The organism is Enterococcus sp. AZ079 (genome assembly GCF_050547255.1).
Classification (GTDB): Bacteria; Bacillota; Bacilli; order Lactobacillales; family Enterococcaceae; genus Enterococcus_D; species Enterococcus_D casseliflavus.
This window is the reverse complement of record NZ_CP172955.1, coordinates 857811-874248: the sequence shown is the minus strand read 5'-3', so window position 1 is coordinate 874248 and position 16438 is coordinate 857811. Positions and strand designations below refer to the sequence as shown.

Genomic DNA, 16438 nt, shown 5'->3' with positions numbered 1-16438 from the left:
AATCCTACGCATTGGCTGCTAGTTATTTTTCAAATCTACTTTTCTTCCTTGTTGAAAACTCGCTGAAATTGTACACTAAGAATGTAGTGCGCAAATTCGATTGAAAAAGGAGTTTGGAAATGGCTGAATCAAAAGAGCTATTATTGGAGACCTGTTTGTTGGCAGGAAAAATCATGATGGAAAACGGCTCGGAAGTCTATCGAGTGGAAGATACAATGAATCGAATTGCAGCAAATGCCGGGGAGCAAGGCAGCATTAGTTATGTAACAGCAACTGGACTTTTTATGGGCTTACGCAGTAGCCACTATGCACAAGTAGAAAATGTTCATGATCGAGTCATCAATCTCGAAAAAATTGTTGCCGTCAACGGATTGTCCCGTGCCTATGCTGAAAAAAAAATCTCGTTAGTGGAACTGCACGAGGCATTAAAAAAGGTCAATCCAACGACACCAAGTTTTCCTTATTGGCTGCAGGTGTTTAGTGCGGGCGTGGTCAGCAGTACTTTAATGATTATTTTCGGCGGTGCTTGGTTTGATTTTCTAGCAACGTTTGTCATTGGCTGTCTGGGATTTTTATGCGCCTATTGGGTCAAAAAAGTCATCGATATCCGCTTTTTGGATATGTTTTGCGCCTCTTTACTGATCGGTACTTTGTCTCTTCTAGCGGTCTCTCTTCATGTCGCACAAAACGTCGATAATTTGATTATCGGTGCCGTCATGCCCTTAGTTCCTGGTGTAGCGATCACCAATTCCTTTCGGGATATTTTGGCAGGCCATCTCATCAGTGGGACTGCTCGGGGAACTGAAGCTATTTTCACAGCTGCCGCGATCGGTGTTGGCATCGCCACGGTCTTCACCTTATTTGGAGGGATCTCATGACGATTTTTATTCACCTTTCCTTTAGCTTTTTAAGCACCGTGACCTTTGGTATCTTGACCAATATTCCTAAAAGAGCCTTAGTTGCAACAGGCATCGCTGGAACGGTTGGCTGGATGATCTATTGGTCATTGAAAACGATTGGCTACGGTCTAGGCAGCGCCAACTTCTTAGCCGCATTTGCCGTCGGTTGCGTCAGCATCTTTTTTTCCCGCAGAAAAAAAATGCCCATGATCATTTTTAACATTCCTAGCCTCGTTCCTCTCGTACCGGGTGGTCCTGCCTACAAAGCCGTTCGAGAATTCGCTTTGGGCGACAACTTTGTCGGCTTTGAAAATCTGATGATCGTTGTCATCACCGCTGGGGCGATCGCTGGAGGCTTCATGATGACGAGTGTGGTTGAAAAGATCGTTAATCGTTGGCAAATGAAGCGAACGAAAAAACATCCCTCAGATAAAAAAATCTCCTGAAACTATTGGTGCGCAGAAACTATAAATTTTTCTTATTTCAGACTTTAGTACAATGTTTTCTTTTCGGACTTCTTTTATAATAAAGGCATACCTTACAAAACTGTTTGACGTTTGTCATTTGTTTTACTGGATTTTTCTGGTCTCACCCCGTATAGTGGGATTATGAAACATAAAGGAGATGAAGTCCTGTGAGCATAGCAACTTCTCGTCGTATCATTAATACGATTTCTATTATTGGCTTAGGTTTATCTATCGCATTAACGATCTATTTTATCAATCTAGGTGTTTTCAAAGACATTAATGCACTGCGAGGTCTAGTTGGAAATTCCGTTATCTTAGGACCAATCGTCTTTATCCTTTTGCAGATCTTGCAAGTAGTGATCCCGATCATTCCCGGTGGTGTCTCCAGCGCTGCAGGTGTGTTGATTTTCGGTCCTTATCTAGGATTCGTTTATAACTATGTAGGAATCAGTATTGGTTCTGTCATTATTTTCCTGCTAGGCCGACGATACGGTAAACCATTCATTTTAAGTATGATCAGTGACAAAACTTACGATAAATATATTGGCTGGTTAGATAACCAAAGCCGATTTGAAAAACTTTTCGCCCTTGCAATCTTTCTACCAGTCGCCCCAGATGATGCCCTTTGTCTAATGGCTGGCTTGACCAACATGACAGTGAAGAAATTTACGCTGATTATTTTGTTGGCAAAACCTGCTTCAATTTTCTTGTACAGCATGGCTTTGATTTATGGTGGAACATTCTTAACTGGTTTGTTAGGCGGATAAGAAAAATAGGTAAGAAAAACGATCAATTCATTGAGCCGAACATGAAGGAGCTGCTTTTCATACAGGGATCTATACCTGTGGCGAATGTGCTTCTGAAACTGTTCGACTCTTTTTTTCCGCCTTTTTAGAATAAATAGGAACCAAAATACTTACTTTTGTTAGGATGACGACAATGAATTATTTAAAAAACAGCTTAGTCAACACTTGGGATTTTTTGAAAGACAGCAATGCCTACTTCCGTGATGTGTTACTGATGCACGGTGCTTTGTTGTTCTTAGTGATCCCAATCTTATCGGCTTCCACCAAGTTCGTCTTAAAACGTGGGGGCTTGCCTTACCTTTCTTTTGATAATATTGGCAGTATCTTTACCGACCACCCAGTCGTGCTGCTCTCATTAACACTGATTTTACTTTTGATTTTATTAGCCGTCTTTTTTGAGTTTACTTTTTTGCTGCTAAGTGTCTATTTTATTAAAAAGAAACAGCCGATCAGCTTGCGGCAATTGTTACGGATGACTGTTTTGCAGTTGCGTAAATTACGGCCGATGACCTTTTTATTTTTCCTGTTTTACTTCTTACTGATTTTACCGATCGGTGGGTTGAGTTTTAATTCTGATTTACTCGCAAAAATCAAAATTCCCGCATTTATCATGGATTTCATTTTTGCCAACCGTGTCTTGATCATCGGGGCAGTGCTGTTGGTTTATGTTTTGTTGATTTACTTGGGGATTCGCGTGATCTTTGCCTTGCCAGAAATGATATTACGTGATCTGCCCTTTCGAAAAGCGATCAAAGAAAGCCTCCAAGTAACAAAACGCCGTTTTTTTGCCATCGTTGGACAATTTGTCTTTATCGGTGGCAGCATCTTGTTGATTTCGACACTGGGCTTCACTTTGCTGATTACCATTCAGGCGGTGATTGAAGTTATTACACCGAACTATGCGTTGTATAGTGCTGTTTTTATTATGACTTTCTTGCAGTTTATCTTGTTACTGAATGTCATTTTATCGACGGTAGCCATTTTTTACATCATCGTTGATTTCATGGATGATGAAGGCTTTTTACCAGAGATTCCTTCATGGTTCCACCAAGAACCATTGAACCAGCGTCACTTCTTAGGTCTAAAAAGTTCGTTGTTTACCTTGGTAACGGTGCTTTTCGGTGTCGGTGTTAGTCTATATAATATGAACTATCTGACTTCAGCTGCTTCGATCCATCCGGTAACGATCTCCCATCGAGGGGTCAGCGACGGACAAGGGGTCCAAAATTCTCTTGAAGCACTACGCTTTACTAGCGAGAAGTACCAACCGGATTATGTTGAAATGGACGTCCAGCAAACCAGTGATGGTCATTTTATTGTTTATCATGATTTTTCTTACCGTCCGTTGACAGGTGGTCATGGCAAACCAGAGCAATTGCCTTTGAGTTACGCCGAATCACTGACAGTTTCGGAAAACAATCAGACAGCGCGTATTCCAACCTTTGATGAGTACTTGGCACTTGCCAACCAATTGGACCAAAAACTGCTGGTGGAGATCAAAACGCAGCGAAAAGATACCGCGGAACTTGTAAATGCCTTTTTAGCAAGATATCAAGAGGACCTCCTTGCAAATGGTCATATTATGCAAAGTCTCTCCTATACAGTTGTTGAGGAATTAAAGGCTCAGGCGCCTCAATTGATTTCAGGTTACATCATGCCCTTCAATGTCGTGGGGCCACCACTGACCAGTGCTGATTTTCTGACGATGGAATACAGTACGATCAACCGCAACTTCATCGCTTCTGCCCGAACCGATGGCAAGGAAGTGTTCGTTTGGACCCCGAATGATGCGGATACTATCAGCCGGATGCGTTTTTACGGGGTGGACGGGATCATTACTGACCAGATGGAGATCTTAAATGAAGAGTTGAGTGTGACGGAAGAAGATATGACTTATTCAGACAAACTATTGAATTTTGTGATCGGCGTTGGCTGATCTCACACGAAGAAAAATGCTGCTCACGGTGTTCCGTTGAGCAGCATTTTTTGCTAGTTGGTTAGGCAACGTTCGTTTGCGTACAAATTTTATTGAAACTGACGATCATCCGACGATTACAAGCTTCTACTTGTACTTGATCTTCTTCTTCATAACTTGAAACGACGATCAACGCCGTATTTACGTATAGTTTTTCCACCACACCAATCAGAGGCTTGCTGGCCCCGACAGGTTGGCAGACATATTTTTCACCGATCGTAATATTCTCCATATCCTCACCTCAACCGTTTTCTTTCTTAAAGATATAATAACAAAAAAGCATCAAATTGAAAACGTTTTATTTCAATTCATCACGCATTTGTCACCAAGAAATGACAGTTTCGTTCGTTGAAACACACTGGTTTGTTCGTGCCACTTCTTAAAAAGCATTTTATACTAAAGGAAATCAAAAGGAGATGAGCCAAATGCCAATTATTCAAACCTGTATCTTTGGACTATTGTCTGCTGCGTTGCTTTGGGGATTAAAAGAAGACCGCTGATTTATTGGCCCAACGAACTAGTAACACAACAAATACGAAAATAAAACAACGCCTTGAGCCAATCAGACTGGCTCAAGGCGTTTCTTTATCGAATTATAGACGTTCGTTCAATTCTTTTGCAAGATCTTCAAAACCTGGTTTGCCAAGTAAGGCGAACATGTTTTTCTTGTACGCTTCAACCCCTGGTTGGTCAAATGGGTTCACGCCATTTAAGTAGCCAGAGATACCCACAGCGATCTCAAAGAAGTACATGGTGTAACCTAACGTGTATGCATCCATTGTAGGAATTTTTACTAACAGATTTGGTACATCCCCATCTGTATGTGCAAGTAATGTTCCTTCAAAGGCTTTCGTATTAACAAAATCAACTTCTTTTCCTTCTAAGTAGCCAAGACCATCAAGATCTGCTTCTTGTGTAGGGATCGCAATTGATTTGCGTGGTTTTTCAACTTTAACAACTGTTTCAAAGATATTGCGACGGCCTTCTTGGATGTATTGCCCAAGAGAATGCAAATCTGTTGAGAAGTTTGCACTTGAAGGATAGATCCCTTTTTGGTCTTTTCCTTCAGACTCGCCGAATAATTGTTTCCACCATTCTGAGAAGTATTGCATGCCTGGTTCGTAGTTGATCAGCAATTCGGTTACTTTGCCTTTACGATAAAGGATGTTACGCATTGCTGCATATTGATACGCTTCATTTTTTTCAAGGTCGTCACTTGCGTAAGCATCGCTAGCATCTGCAGCCCCTTGCATCAAGGCATCGATATCCGCTCCGCTGGCAGCTATTGGTAATAAACCAACAGCAGTCAATACAGAGAAACGGCCGCCGACGTCATCTGGAATCACAAAGGTTTCCCAGTTTTCAGCATCTGCTTCAACTTTTACTGCACCTTTCGCTTTATCCGTTGTTGCGTAGATCCGTTTGTTGGCTTCTTCTTTGCCGTATTTTTCAATCAAACGTTCTTTGAAAACACGAAAAGCGATCGCTGGCTCAGTAGTTGTTCCTGATTTTGAGATCACATTCACAGAGAAGTCACGGTCACCGATGATTTCGATCAAATCTGCTAAGTATGTTGAAGAAATCGAATTACCTGCAAAAAAGATTTGTGGTGCTTTGCGTTCTTCATTTGGTAGCAAGTTAAAGAAAGAGTGATTTAAGAAATCAATCGCTGCTTTCGCTCCTAAATAAGATCCGCCGATCCCGATCACGACTAATACTTCAGAATCAGATTGAATTTTTTCAGCCGCTTTTTTGATACGCGCAAATTCATCTTTGTCATAGTTTTTAGGAAGGTCGATCCAACCTAAAAAGTCGCTACCAGCACCTGTTCCTTCGCGTAATTGTTTGTCTGCTGCTGTAACTTGACTTTGCATGTAGCTCAATTCGTATTCGTTCACGAATGGTGCTACTTTCGAATAGTCAAACTTGATGTGTGACATGATTTGTCCTCCTTGAAAAAATAGTTTTTCATACACTACCTACTTTACGTTTTTTTTCAACTTTTTTCAAGTAATTCCTGATAGGTAGCCTGTTGGGTGATTTTAGACAAGTCCTTGAGCAAACATTGCTTTAGCAACTTTTTCAAAGCCTGCGACGTTCGCACCTAACATAAAATTATTTTTTTGATCGAAGGTTTCAGCAGTATCACGGCATGCTTCATAGATCGACTTCATGATATCGTCCAATTTGGCATCGACTTCAGCTTTTTCCCATTGCAGTCGTTGGGAGTTTTGACTCATTTCTAACGCAGAAACGGCTACGCCGCCAGCATTGGCTGCTTTTCCTGGGCAGTAGAAAATTCCTTCTTCAATAAAATATTCTGCTGCTTCTAATGAGCTAGGCATATTCGCGCCTTCAGAAACGACCCGGACACCATTGGCTTTTGCACGTTTGGCTTGTGAGAGATCAATCTCGTTTTGGGTCGCGCAAGGAAAGGCTAATTCCGCTGGTGTATCAAAATCCCAGACAGATGCCCCTTCATGATATTCGGCTGATGGACGTTCCTTGGCGTAAGCCGTCAACCGTTCACGCTTCACTTCTTTGATCTCTTTTAACAAGGCCAGATCAATGCCGTCTTTGTCATAGATAAAACCAGAGGAATCAGAACACGTGACAGGGATCGCACCTAATTCTTGCAATTTCTCAATTGCATAGATCGCAACATTGCCGCTTCCAGAAACGATCGCTTTTTTGCCTGCAAAGGTTTCACCTAGGTCTGTCAATAAATGCTTAACGAAATACACGGCGCCATAACCCGTTGCTTCTGTGCGGTTTTTACTGCCCCAGAAGTCTAATGGCTTACCAGTTAAAATACCAGCATCGTATTGTTTCAATCGTTTGTAGGCACCAAACAAATAGCCGATTTCTCGGCCTCCGACACCAATGTCGCCAGCAGGAACATCTAAGTCAGGTCCGATATGTTTTGACAGCTCCGTCATAAAGCTTTGGCAAAAACGCATCACTTCGGCATCGGATTTGCCTTTTGGATCAAAATCACTTCCGCCTTTGCCGCCGCCGATCGGCAGACCTGTCAAGCTGTTTTTGAAGATTTGCTCAAACGCCAAAAACTTCAAGATACTCAAGTTTACACTTGGGTGAAAACGCAAGCCGCCTTTGTAAGGCCCCATTGCCGAGTTGAATTGAATCCGATAGCCACGGTTTACTTGCCAGTTGCCTTGATCATCTTGCCACGGGACTCTGAATTGGATAAAACGTTCTGGTTCAGTTAAGAGTGCAAGGATATTTGATTCAATATATTCTGGATGCTCCTCTAAAAAGGGAACGATCGTAGGCAAAAATTCATCAATTGCTTGAAGAAATTCCGGTTGGTGTTGGTCTTTCTCATGAATCTTCGCTTGAATTTCTTTCACGTAAGCTGAAGCTTTGGTCATAGTGCATTACCTCCTTTAAGATATTTTCTATTTTAAAGAAATTTTCTGAAATTGCACGCTTTTTTTTAGAATTGTCAGAATTTTTTATTATTCGAAAAAAATCGACCAATCCTTTCAGCACTCATAGCCGATGTGTTACAATCCCAAAGAGGTGAAAAGAATGGAAAAAACCTATGATGTCATTGTTGTTGGTGCAGGTACGAGCGGCATGATGGCTGCGATCACTGCTGCCAAACAAGGTGCGCGGGTGTTATTAATCGAAAAAAACAAAAAAATCGGCAAGAAATTATTGATGACTGGCGGCGGACGCTGCAATGTAACCAATAATCGGCCGGTAGATGATTTAGTTGCTCATATTCCAGGAAACGGCAAGTTTTTGTATAGCACGTTTTCTCAATTCAATAATTATGATGTAATGGCGTTTTTCGCAGACTTAGGTGTCGTCTTAAAAGAAGAAGACCACGGACGGATGTTCCCTGTGACGAACAAATCAAAAACCATCGTCGAAGCGTTGCTTCAAGCAATCAACGATCATCACGTCACCCTATTGACGAACACAGTCGTCACAAAGCTGATCCATGACGGCAGTCAAATTCGCGGCGTGCGAACCGAAACCGATGAGTTCTCTGCCCCTAGTGTGATTTTGACGACAGGTGGCCGCACCTATCCTTCCACGGGCGCAACGGGGGACGGCTATAAGATGGCAAAAAAAGTCGGCCATACCATTACGCCACTTTATCCAACCGAATCGCCGCTTGTTTCAGAAGACTCCTTTATTCAAGAGCGGACGTTGCAAGGCATTTCCTTGCAAGACATCACGTTGAGTGTCTTGGATCAAAAAGGAAAGCCCATCGTCGCCCATACCATGGATCTTTTGTTTACCCACTTTGGGTTATCTGGTCCAGCTGCTTTACGCTGTTCCTCTTTTGTGAACCAAGAATTGAAAAAGCAACAACCCGTGACGGTTGTTCTGGATTGTCTGCCAGCAAAATCCCATGAAGCCTTGACCCAGGAATTGATTCAGTCTGCGGCTTCGAAGAAACAATTGCCGAATGCTTTAGCTGGCTTTTTGCCTGAGCGCTTGATGACCTTCTTTTTGCAGCAGCTAGACCTGCATGAGCTGGTTGCTGAAAAAGCCTCACCAGAACAGTTGGCTGCGCTCGATTCCTTGATCAAAGGCTTTTCAGTCACTATCGTTCGCACGTTCCCGTTAGAAAAGTCTTTCGTGACTGGTGGCGGGGTCCATCTGAAAGAAATCAATCCAAAAACCATGGAGAGCAAGAAAATCAACGGCTTGTATTTTGCTGGTGAATTATTGGATATCAATGGGTATACAGGTGGTTTCAACATTACAGCAGCGTTTTGTACTGGACATGTTTCAGGGAAAAACGCAGCAGAAACAGCTAGTTATTTCAGTTATTGATCGATGACCCAGGTGTTGGCAGCAATATCCTTGCCGTTGCTACCAACACCTGGGTCTCCTCTCTTTTTGCTTATTAGTTGGGTTTTTCTCAAAGTAGGCGTAGACTAAAGATAGCAAGATCGAGGGAGGTTTTTTTAATGAAACGAATTTCAAGAGGTAAATTTGAACGAATGCAAAAACTTTCAAATGAGGATGGTGTGATTGCCGCACTAGCGATCGACCAACGTGGTTCCATGAAAAAAATGATGAAGGCGGCAACTGGACCGGATGACTTTACGATGGAACACATTTATGAATTCAAGCAGTTGGTTTCCCAAGAATTGACCAAATATGTCAGCAGTATTTTGTTAGACGAGGAATATGGCTTCTTAGGGATCGAAGCAAAGAATCCCAACGCTGGCTTGATCCTTTCCTATGAAAAAACAGGGTATGATGTCAATACGCAGGGTCGTTTGCCAGAAATTCTACCCAATGAATCGCTGCAGCGCTTAGTGAAAAAAGGGGCAGATGCTGCGAAAGTCTTGGTTTATTATAATCCAGATGAACCGCAAGAGATTTTAGATACCAAACATGCGTTTTTAGAACGTTTAGGTACGGAGGCACAAGCGGCCGATATTCCGTTATTTGTAGAGCCAATCGTTTACGACGATGAGATCACAGATGACAAATCACCTGCTTTTGCCAAGATCAAACCGAGCAAGGTCATCCGAACCATTCAGGAACTGACGAAAGATCACTACCATATCGATATTTTGAAAGTCGAAGTACCGGTTCAGTTCGACTTAGTTGAAGGTTTCCAAAAAGAAGGCTTAGAGGCCGTCTATACGCAAGAAGAAGCCGCCAATTACTTCAAAGAAGCTAGTGACGCTGCGACGCGACCATTTATCTATTTGAGTGCGGGTGTCCCAGCGAATGTCTTTCGCGATGAATTGACCTTTGCTGGTCAACATGGTGCTAAATTCTCAGGAATCTTAGGTGGACGAGCAACTTGGCGCGATAGTGTGGAAATCTATGGGAAGCAAGGCGCCAAAGCATTACTGGAATGGCTGGACACCCAAGGGAAAGAAAATGTTGAAGAATTAAACGCCATTCTAAAACAATATGCCACTCCATGGTTTGACTTTTATGGTGGTTTAGAAAATATTGAGGTTTTCGATATTGAAGTAATGGAATAAAATAGTACAAAATAATCCCCGTGAACGGCATTTCAAGATGGTTCACGGGGATTTTTTATTCGTGTTCAGGTGCCAACAAATCGGCAAAGACCGCCCTAGTCAATTGTTGCAACGCTTGTGGGGCAAGCCCCATCTGCAACCCGCGCTTTCCTGCAGAAACCACGATTTCTTCCAGTGTCTCTGCCTTATGATCAATATAAGTAGGAAAGAGCTTTTTCATCCCGATCGGCGAACAGCCGCCGCGAATATAGCCAGTCGTTTCTTCTAAATCTCTCAGATGCAGCATCTCTACTTTTTTGTTTCCACTGACTTTGGCTAACTTTTTCAGATCCACTTCTCTGTTTCCAGGAATCACAGCCACCAGCGGACCTGTTTTGTTGCCCACTGCCACCAGCGTTTTGTAGATGGCTTGCGGGCGTGCTAGTTGCACAGCGACGGATTGCGCATCGAGATGGTCTTCCGACCACTCATAGGTGTATTCGTTATAAGCGATTTTCTGTTGTTCTACTTGACGGATCGCATTGGTTTTTTGTTTCTTCTTCGCCATTTTATCCCTCTTTTGTTTTGGTTTCTTTTAAGAGAAGGCCTTGGCTGGTCTTACTCATTGAGTGAAAATTCTTGTAAGTAGTTGGTCATTCGTTCGATCGGTATTTGTCCAGGTGCTGAAGCACCTTGCAACGAAGCAAAAGTAAAGACCGAACCAGTCAATGCCCCACTAACCCGGCTGATTTTCCCCAGCTCCCCCATCGACATGATCGCCAACGGCAGTTGGTTGAAGCCACGCGCTTTAGTAATGATCCCCATCAAACGTAAAACATCTTGGACTTGCTTGGGCATCATCGCTAACTTGCCAACATCGGCACCAAATTGATTCATTACGCCGATCTTTAAAATCAACACAGCATCTTCTGGCGTTTTCTCAAAATCATGATTGCTCAATATCAGCTTTACCTGTGCCTTTTTGATTTCTTGAATAAAGGCTCGACCTAAAAATTCAGCTTTCTCTAATTCGACATCGATCCAATCGATCAAGCCTGAATCAGCAGCAGCTAAACACAATTCTTTGTACTGGGTCAATGTGAACGCTCGCTCGCCTCCTTCTTCCAAGGTTCGAAAAGTGAAGAGCAGCTCTTTGTGCTTTAATGTCGTGCGAATATGTGATAACGCATCTAAGACCGCTTGCTGGTCTTCGACATGTTTGTAATGATCAACACGCCATTCGACGATCTGTGCCTCTGATTCCTCAGCAGCAATGGCTTGTTTCAAGATCTCTTCATTGGTTTTCCCAATCAATGGCACACAAATCAACGGTGTTTTCCCGTCTAACGTTACTGGTTTTGATCGGCTCATCTACTTCACTCCTTTTTCATTTGATAAAAGAATACTTTCAGATAGTTCCCTTCGGAAAAATGCTTATCTACCGCAAAATCAGCTGGTAGACGATAACTTTGAATACATTCATAAGCAACGTGTGCTTTCTCTAAGGATGCTTCGATCATTTCTTGAAACTTCCTCGGTGAAAGATTGGCCGCATTCGTTGAGGCGATCAACAAGCCATCAGGCGCTAAAATCGCCAAACTATCAGTGACTAAGTCGCCATAATTTTTCGCAACCGAGAAGACCTTTTTCTTGTTGCGGGCAAAACTCGGCGGATCTAAAACGATCACATCAAAGCGCAAGTCTTTTTTGCTGGCATAATTGAAGTAATTGAAAACATCCATGACATGGATACGCTGGGTATCTGGATCAATGCCGTTGACTGCAAATTGTTCGCGGGTCTTTTCTAGACTGCGTTTTGCCAAATCGACGCTCGTTGTTTGAGCAGCGCCACCGACAGCAGCAGCGACAGAAAACGCCCCCGTATAACTGAACATATTTAAAACCGTCTTGCCAGCTGCCAAGCCATCAACAAGTTGCCCACGAACTTCTTTTTGATCCAAAAAGATGCCCGTCATTAGTCCTTCGTTCAAATACGTCGCATACGTGACGCCATTTTCCTTCACCAGTAAGGGTTCAGGTGCCGTTTTTCCATAGACCCATGCTGATTCAGGCAGTTCAGACGTAAAGCGGATTTTTTCATAAGCCCCTTTGATCTCGGGAAATATTTGACGAAAAGCCGCCACGATCGCTTTTTTATGTTGATAAAGGGTGGCATTGTACCAAGAAAAAACGACATACTCGCCATACAAATCTACGGTAAGTCCCCCCAATTGATCCCCCTCGCCATTAAACAGACGAAAGGCATCTGTCAGGTCATCTTGATAGTAAGCAATGCGTTTGCCTTTTGCTTTCGCAAAGCGTTGCGCAAAGAATGCTTGGTCGATCACTGTTTCTTCAAAGGATACGACCCATCCGATCCCTTTATTTTGTTCCCCAAGATAGCCGACACCTAAGAAATGGTTGGCCTGATCAATAAAGGTGACCCACTCCTTCGTCTCGATTGCTTGTTGAAGATCTTCTCGTTGGATCAACGGATTCTTTTTGCGAAGCTTCGCTGATCCTTGCTTCGTTAGTTTTATTTTCATGTTCATCTGCTCCATTCATTCTCCTTTTTAGTATAGCAAAAAGCGACTGTATTGTCTGTATCCTTGAAAGTAAAGAAATACTTAATTCCGCGTCATGACAAGGAATTCATTTGACACGTCTTTCACAGCCTAGTAAAATGTACTGTGATGTAAAATCGTAATTTACCGGTTATACTGGAAAAAGAGAGGACGATTCCTTTGAAAAAAAATAAAGTATCCACCTTTGTGAATACAAGAATGGGCTTTTTTTTCCTATTAGCCCTATTATTTTGGCTAAAAAATATCTTTGCCTATATGGTGGACTTCCACCTAGGTATTGAAAGCAGCATTCAGTACTTCATCTTATTCATCAATCCGATCGCAACGACTTTGTTGCTGCTGTCGATCGCATTGTACGTAAGAAGAACCAAAGCAGCTTATATCACGATGCTTGTGATCTATTTCTTGATGACTCTGCTGTTGTTCTCTAATGTTTCGTACTATCGAGAATTCACTGACTTTATCACCATCAACACGATGCTCGGTGTAGGAAAAGTAGCAAGTGGTCTAGGAGAAAGCGCAATTCGCTTGTTCCGTCCCTACGATGTGTTGTACTTCATTGACTTTATCGTGCTGATTGCAGCCTTTTCAATGAAAAAAATCAAAATGGACACTCGTCCTGTGCGGGCACGGATGGCTTTTGCGATCTCAACCTTAGCTGTCATGGTCTTTTCTGCCAATCTTTTCTTAGCAGAAGCGGATCGTCCTGAACTGCTTACTCGAACGTTTTCTCGTGACTATTTAGTGAAATACCTTGGGATCAACGCCTTTACGGTTTATGATGGCGTGCAAACCTATCAAGCTTCGCAAGTACGTGCCGAAGCAAGTCCCAACGACATGAACGAAGTAGAAAGCTATGTCAGAGAACATTACGCGGAACCGAATGATGATCTGTTCGGTATCGCAAAAGGCAAGAACGTCATTTATATTCACTTAGAAAGTGTTCAGCAATTCTTGATCGATTATAAATTAAAAGATGAAAATGGTGTTGAACATGAAGTCATGCCATTTATCAATAGTTTGTATCATAGCGATAGTACCTTTAGTTTCGATAACTTCTTCCATCAAGTAAAAGCTGGGAAGACCAGTGATGCGGAAACGTTATTCGAAAATTCCTTGTTCGGATTGAATCAGGGGGCATTATTCACTCAACTGGGTGGGAAAAATACCTTTGAGGCAGCGCCAGATATTTTAGGTCAAACCCAAGGCTATACCAGTGCGGTTTTCCACGGAAATACGGGTACCTTCTGGAACCGAAATGAAACCTACAAACGGTTTGGCTATGATTATTTCTTCGACGCATCGTATTATGATGTCAATGATGAAAATTCATTCCAATACGGTTTACATGACAAACCGTTCTTTGAACAATCGGTACAATACTTAGAACGTCTGCAACAACCGTTCTATTCAAAATTCATTGCAGTTTCTAACCACTACCCATATTCTGAATTTACCAATGAAGAAGGCGGCTTCCCGCTAGCGAACACTTCGGATCAAACGATCAATGGGTATTTCGCAACCGCGAATTATTTAGATAAAGCCGTAGAAGAGTTCTTTAATTACTTGAAAGAAAGCGGCTTGTACGAAAACTCAGTCATCGTTTTATATGGTGACCATTACGGAATTTCCAATTCTCGGAACCGCAACTTAGCAGAATTGCTTGGAAAAACAAGTTCGACTTGGACAAACTTTGACAATGCTTCATTGCAACGTGTCCCTTATATGATCCATATTCCAGGACAATCAAACGGCGGCATCAATCATACGTATGGTGGCCAAGTTGATGCATTGCCAACCCTCTTGCACTTACTCGGTGTAGATACATCGAACTATATTCAATTGGGACAAGATTTATTCTCTGATCAAAATGAACAACTGGTTGCCTTCCGCGATGGCGACTTTGTGACACCAGACTACACTTACTATAGCAGTACATTGTATGACAATCGTACCGGCATGCCGATCAACGATCCATCCGATGAACTGCAAGCGAAAGTCGATGAGTGGAAAGCCAAAGTTGACAAACAGCTGTCGGTTTCTGATCAGATCAACAATGGTGATCTCTTACGTTTCTATGCGAAGAGCGGTTTAGAAGAAGTCGATCCTTCGACCTATAATTACAAAGACGCCCTTCAGCAAATGATGGATATCGAAAAGAATCTAGGCAGTGATTCAACCAGCGCCTTTTCTCAAAACGGCAATCAATCGACCGTCGATCTGTACCAAACAAAAACCTTCCAAGAATACCAGCAGATGACGGAACAAGATAGCGGAGAATAACCTATAAGTACTACAAGATCGATCCAGCAAGGCGGATGCTTTGCTGGATTTTTTTCGGCTGTTTTGTTCGTAAAAACCCGATTTTTTCTATTGCTTTTTTAGCTTCGATATTTTACTACAAGAACTTCATACTTTATTCAAACTCCCCTTTTATACTATGAAATAGGATGAGGTGAACTAGATGAAAACTATACATTTTGCGATTGCCAGCATATTTTATCATAAAAAAGCCATGGTGCTTTATACGCTTGTATCCTTCTTTGCCGTGATTGGCTTGATCGTGACCTTCGCTTTGATCTACTCAATGGATCAAGTAATCGCTCAAACCAGAGATCTCTTAACAACAGAAGATTTGCAAACGAAAGTAGCGGAAGAGATCCAACCAGTCACGACGATCTATCATCAACTGTTCTATTTGATTTTTAGCGCCTTTACACTGGTCTTTATCGGCTTTCAAGTTTATTACCAATTATCGAAACGCTCAGAATACACTGCCTGGTTAGCAAGTGGTGCCACCACCAGACAATGGGTGGCGATGCAGTTGCTTGAAATGCTCTTGCCGCTTTTAGCAGCTGCCGTGATCGCCTTTGTGTTGTTGCTGCTCTTCCAGCCTTATTTCCAGCGAGAATTGCTTAGCGGGCATATCATCGCTCTTGATCGTGAGCGTGCTTCGGATCACTTTTGGGAGGCTGTTCAAAGTCTTCCCGGTCAAGAATTCGCCATTACGATCCCACAAAACAGTCAAATTCTTGTCCAAAATGTTGACTTGAACAGCACCACCTGGCTGGCTATTTTATTTGAAAGTACGCGCCACACACTTATCGTATTGATTGCCGCGGTTACCAGCTTTACTGGTCTGATTGCTAGCGGACATAGTCTGTATTGGAGGAAAAAACAATGGAAAAACCAACTCAGCTAACGAAATCAATTGGTTTCTTTTATGTTGCGAAAGACAATGAAACAAAAACATCTGAATTAAGTTTGCTGCTTTCACAAAAAAAAGCAATCTTGATTCGCGCACAGTGGCCCTCCGTCCCCTTTTTATCGGTCATGGACAATGTATCTCTTGCAAATAAAAAGGGGGGCGATTTAGAGGATGTGCTGCCTTATGTACAGCTTCCCTTATCGGCTTTGAAAAAAAATCGAACAGAGTTAACGCCCTTTGAGGAGCTCAAAATTCAACTGCTCTTAGCTTTACTTTCAGAAAGAGAAACCCTTTTAATCGAAAATGTCTTGAGCACATTAACAACGAACGAGGTTCAAACCCTGCTGCCCTTGTGTCAAGAAATCGCCGAACAATTTGCTGTTGCCATCTATTTGATTCATGAAGACGAATGCTTTGCCCATACCCCTTATACTACTTATCTGTAGTTTACATAGCCCCCGAACAAGAAGGCTTGCTTGCAAAAGCAGGTCTTTTTGTTTGGACTGCTGCCAATGAACCGCAAAAAAAT

The 16438-nt window shown here is 42.4% G+C and carries 15 protein-coding genes; 9 read left to right on the top strand and 6 right to left on the bottom strand.

Features of this window, described 5'->3' with window-relative positions; translation table 11 throughout:
* Positions 1-119 precede the first annotated feature (119 nt).
* From IGJ15_RS04220 to IGJ15_RS04205, 4 genes are all read left to right on the top strand, one after another.
* Positions 120-878, top strand: a complete 759-nt coding sequence (locus tag IGJ15_RS04220; protein ID WP_010749694.1) for a threonine/serine exporter family protein — start codon at positions 120-122, stop codon at positions 876-878.
* Positions 875-1345, top strand: a complete 471-nt coding sequence (locus IGJ15_RS04215) for a threonine/serine exporter family protein (protein WP_016608602.1) — start codon at positions 875-877, stop codon at positions 1343-1345. The genes IGJ15_RS04220 and IGJ15_RS04215 overlap by 4 nt, the downstream gene beginning before the upstream one ends.
* Positions 1346-1533: 188 nt before the next feature.
* The gene (locus IGJ15_RS04210; protein ID WP_005229140.1) at positions 1534-2133 is read left to right on the top strand and encodes a TVP38/TMEM64 family protein; all 600 of its coding nucleotides are present in this window, start codon (positions 1534-1536) and stop codon (positions 2131-2133) included.
* Positions 2134-2305: 172 nt separating this feature from the next.
* On the top strand, positions 2306-4108 hold the full coding sequence (locus tag IGJ15_RS04205; protein ID WP_231435077.1) for a glycerophosphoryl diester phosphodiesterase membrane domain-containing protein: 1803 nt from the start codon (positions 2306-2308) through the stop codon (positions 4106-4108).
* Positions 4109-4169: 61 nt separating this feature from the next.
* On the opposite strand, the gene IGJ15_RS04200 is transcribed toward IGJ15_RS04205, so the two are convergent.
* The 3 genes from IGJ15_RS04200 to gdhA all read right to left on the bottom strand — a co-directional run bounded on the left by IGJ15_RS04200 (position 4170) and on the right by gdhA (position 7539).
* Positions 4170-4379, bottom strand: a complete 210-nt coding sequence (locus tag IGJ15_RS04200; protein WP_231435078.1) for a hypothetical protein — start codon at positions 4377-4379, stop codon at positions 4170-4172.
* Between the two features lie 361 nt (positions 4380-4740).
* Positions 4741-6087 carry a glucose-6-phosphate isomerase gene (locus IGJ15_RS04195; protein ID WP_005229134.1) on the bottom strand — a complete coding sequence of 449 codons (1347 nt, stop codon included), beginning with the start codon at positions 6085-6087 and terminating at the stop codon, positions 4741-4743.
* 102 nt (positions 6088-6189) lie between these two features.
* The gene (gene gdhA, locus IGJ15_RS04190; protein WP_010749697.1) at positions 6190-7539 is read right to left on the bottom strand and encodes an NADP-specific glutamate dehydrogenase; all 1350 of its coding nucleotides are present in this window, start codon (positions 7537-7539) and stop codon (positions 6190-6192) included.
* A 160-nt stretch (positions 7540-7699) separates the two neighbouring features.
* Between gdhA and IGJ15_RS04185 the strand changes: the two genes are divergently transcribed.
* Positions 7700-8962, top strand: coding sequence for an NAD(P)/FAD-dependent oxidoreductase (locus IGJ15_RS04185; protein ID WP_231435079.1), 1263 nt, complete (start codon positions 7700-7702; stop codon positions 8960-8962).
* A 137-nt stretch (positions 8963-9099) separates the two neighbouring features.
* On the top strand, positions 9100-10137 hold the full coding sequence (locus IGJ15_RS04180) for a tagatose 1,6-diphosphate aldolase (RefSeq protein ID WP_231435080.1): 1038 nt from the start codon (positions 9100-9102) through the stop codon (positions 10135-10137).
* 55 nt (positions 10138-10192) lie between these two features.
* Here IGJ15_RS04180 and ybaK read toward each other — a convergent pair whose 3' ends face one another.
* The 3 genes from ybaK to IGJ15_RS04165 are packed head-to-tail and all read right to left on the bottom strand — an operon-like array spanning position 10193 to position 12662.
* Positions 10193-10684: a Cys-tRNA(Pro) deacylase gene (ybaK, locus tag IGJ15_RS04175; RefSeq protein ID WP_010749699.1), complete on the bottom strand. Its 492-nt coding sequence runs from the start codon at positions 10682-10684 to the stop codon at positions 10193-10195.
* A gap of 50 nt (positions 10685-10734) precedes the next feature.
* Positions 10735-11487 (bottom strand): type I 3-dehydroquinate dehydratase, encoded by a 753-nt coding sequence (gene aroD / locus IGJ15_RS04170; protein ID WP_005229128.1) that lies wholly within the window; start codon positions 11485-11487, stop codon positions 10735-10737.
* 5 nt (positions 11488-11492) lie between these two features.
* Positions 11493-12662 (bottom strand): class I SAM-dependent rRNA methyltransferase, encoded by a 1170-nt coding sequence (locus tag IGJ15_RS04165; protein ID WP_010749701.1) that lies wholly within the window; start codon positions 12660-12662, stop codon positions 11493-11495.
* Positions 12663-12899: 237 nt separating this feature from the next.
* Between IGJ15_RS04165 and IGJ15_RS04160 the strand changes: the two genes are divergently transcribed.
* The 3 genes from IGJ15_RS04160 to IGJ15_RS04150 all read left to right on the top strand — a co-directional run bounded on the left by IGJ15_RS04160 (position 12900) and on the right by IGJ15_RS04150 (position 16355).
* Positions 12900-14984, top strand: coding sequence for an LTA synthase family protein (locus IGJ15_RS04160; protein ID WP_050979041.1), 2085 nt, complete (start codon positions 12900-12902; stop codon positions 14982-14984).
* 181 nt (positions 14985-15165) lie between these two features.
* Positions 15166-15903 (top strand): hypothetical protein, encoded by a 738-nt coding sequence (locus tag IGJ15_RS04155; protein WP_128489347.1) that lies wholly within the window; start codon positions 15166-15168, stop codon positions 15901-15903.
* A complete protein-coding gene (locus IGJ15_RS04150) occupies positions 15882-16355 on the top strand; it encodes a hypothetical protein (protein WP_231435081.1) in 474 nt (157 codons plus the stop codon). Before IGJ15_RS04155 ends, IGJ15_RS04150 begins: the two co-directional genes overlap by 22 nt.
* Positions 16356-16438 lie beyond the last annotated feature (83 nt).

Bases quoted from the DNA above. Each gene is read 5' to 3' on its own strand.
- IGJ15_RS04205 (WP_231435077.1), top strand. From the start codon at position 2,306: ATGAATTATTTAAAAAACAGCTTAGTCAACACTTGGGATTTTTTGAAA.
- IGJ15_RS04180 (WP_231435080.1), top strand. From the start codon at position 9,100: ATGAAACGAATTTCAAGAGGTAAATTTGAACGAATGCAAAAACTTTCA.
- ybaK (WP_010749699.1), bottom strand. From the start codon at position 10,684: ATGGCGAAGAAGAAACAAAAAACCAATGCGATCCGTCAAGTAGAACAA.
- IGJ15_RS04200 (WP_231435078.1), bottom strand. From the start codon at position 4,379: ATGGAGAATATTACGATCGGTGAAAAATATGTCTGCCAACCTGTCGGG.
- IGJ15_RS04185 (WP_231435079.1), top strand. From the start codon at position 7,700: ATGGAAAAAACCTATGATGTCATTGTTGTTGGTGCAGGTACGAGCGGC.
- IGJ15_RS04155 (WP_128489347.1), top strand. From the start codon at position 15,166: ATGAAAACTATACATTTTGCGATTGCCAGCATATTTTATCATAAAAAA.
- IGJ15_RS04195 (WP_005229134.1), bottom strand. From the start codon at position 6,087: ATGTCACACATCAAGTTTGACTATTCGAAAGTAGCACCATTCGTGAAC.
- gdhA (WP_010749697.1), bottom strand. From the start codon at position 7,539: ATGACCAAAGCTTCAGCTTACGTGAAAGAAATTCAAGCGAAGATTCAT.
- IGJ15_RS04160 (WP_050979041.1), top strand. From the start codon at position 12,900: ATGGGCTTTTTTTTCCTATTAGCCCTATTATTTTGGCTAAAAAATATC.
- IGJ15_RS04215 (WP_016608602.1), top strand. From the start codon at position 875: ATGACGATTTTTATTCACCTTTCCTTTAGCTTTTTAAGCACCGTGACC.
- IGJ15_RS04150 (WP_231435081.1), top strand. From the start codon at position 15,882: ATGGAAAAACCAACTCAGCTAACGAAATCAATTGGTTTCTTTTATGTT.
- IGJ15_RS04220 (WP_010749694.1), top strand. From the start codon at position 120: ATGGCTGAATCAAAAGAGCTATTATTGGAGACCTGTTTGTTGGCAGGA.
- aroD (WP_005229128.1), bottom strand. From the start codon at position 11,487: ATGAGCCGATCAAAACCAGTAACGTTAGACGGGAAAACACCGTTGATT.
- IGJ15_RS04165 (WP_010749701.1), bottom strand. From the start codon at position 12,662: ATGAAAATAAAACTAACGAAGCAAGGATCAGCGAAGCTTCGCAAAAAG.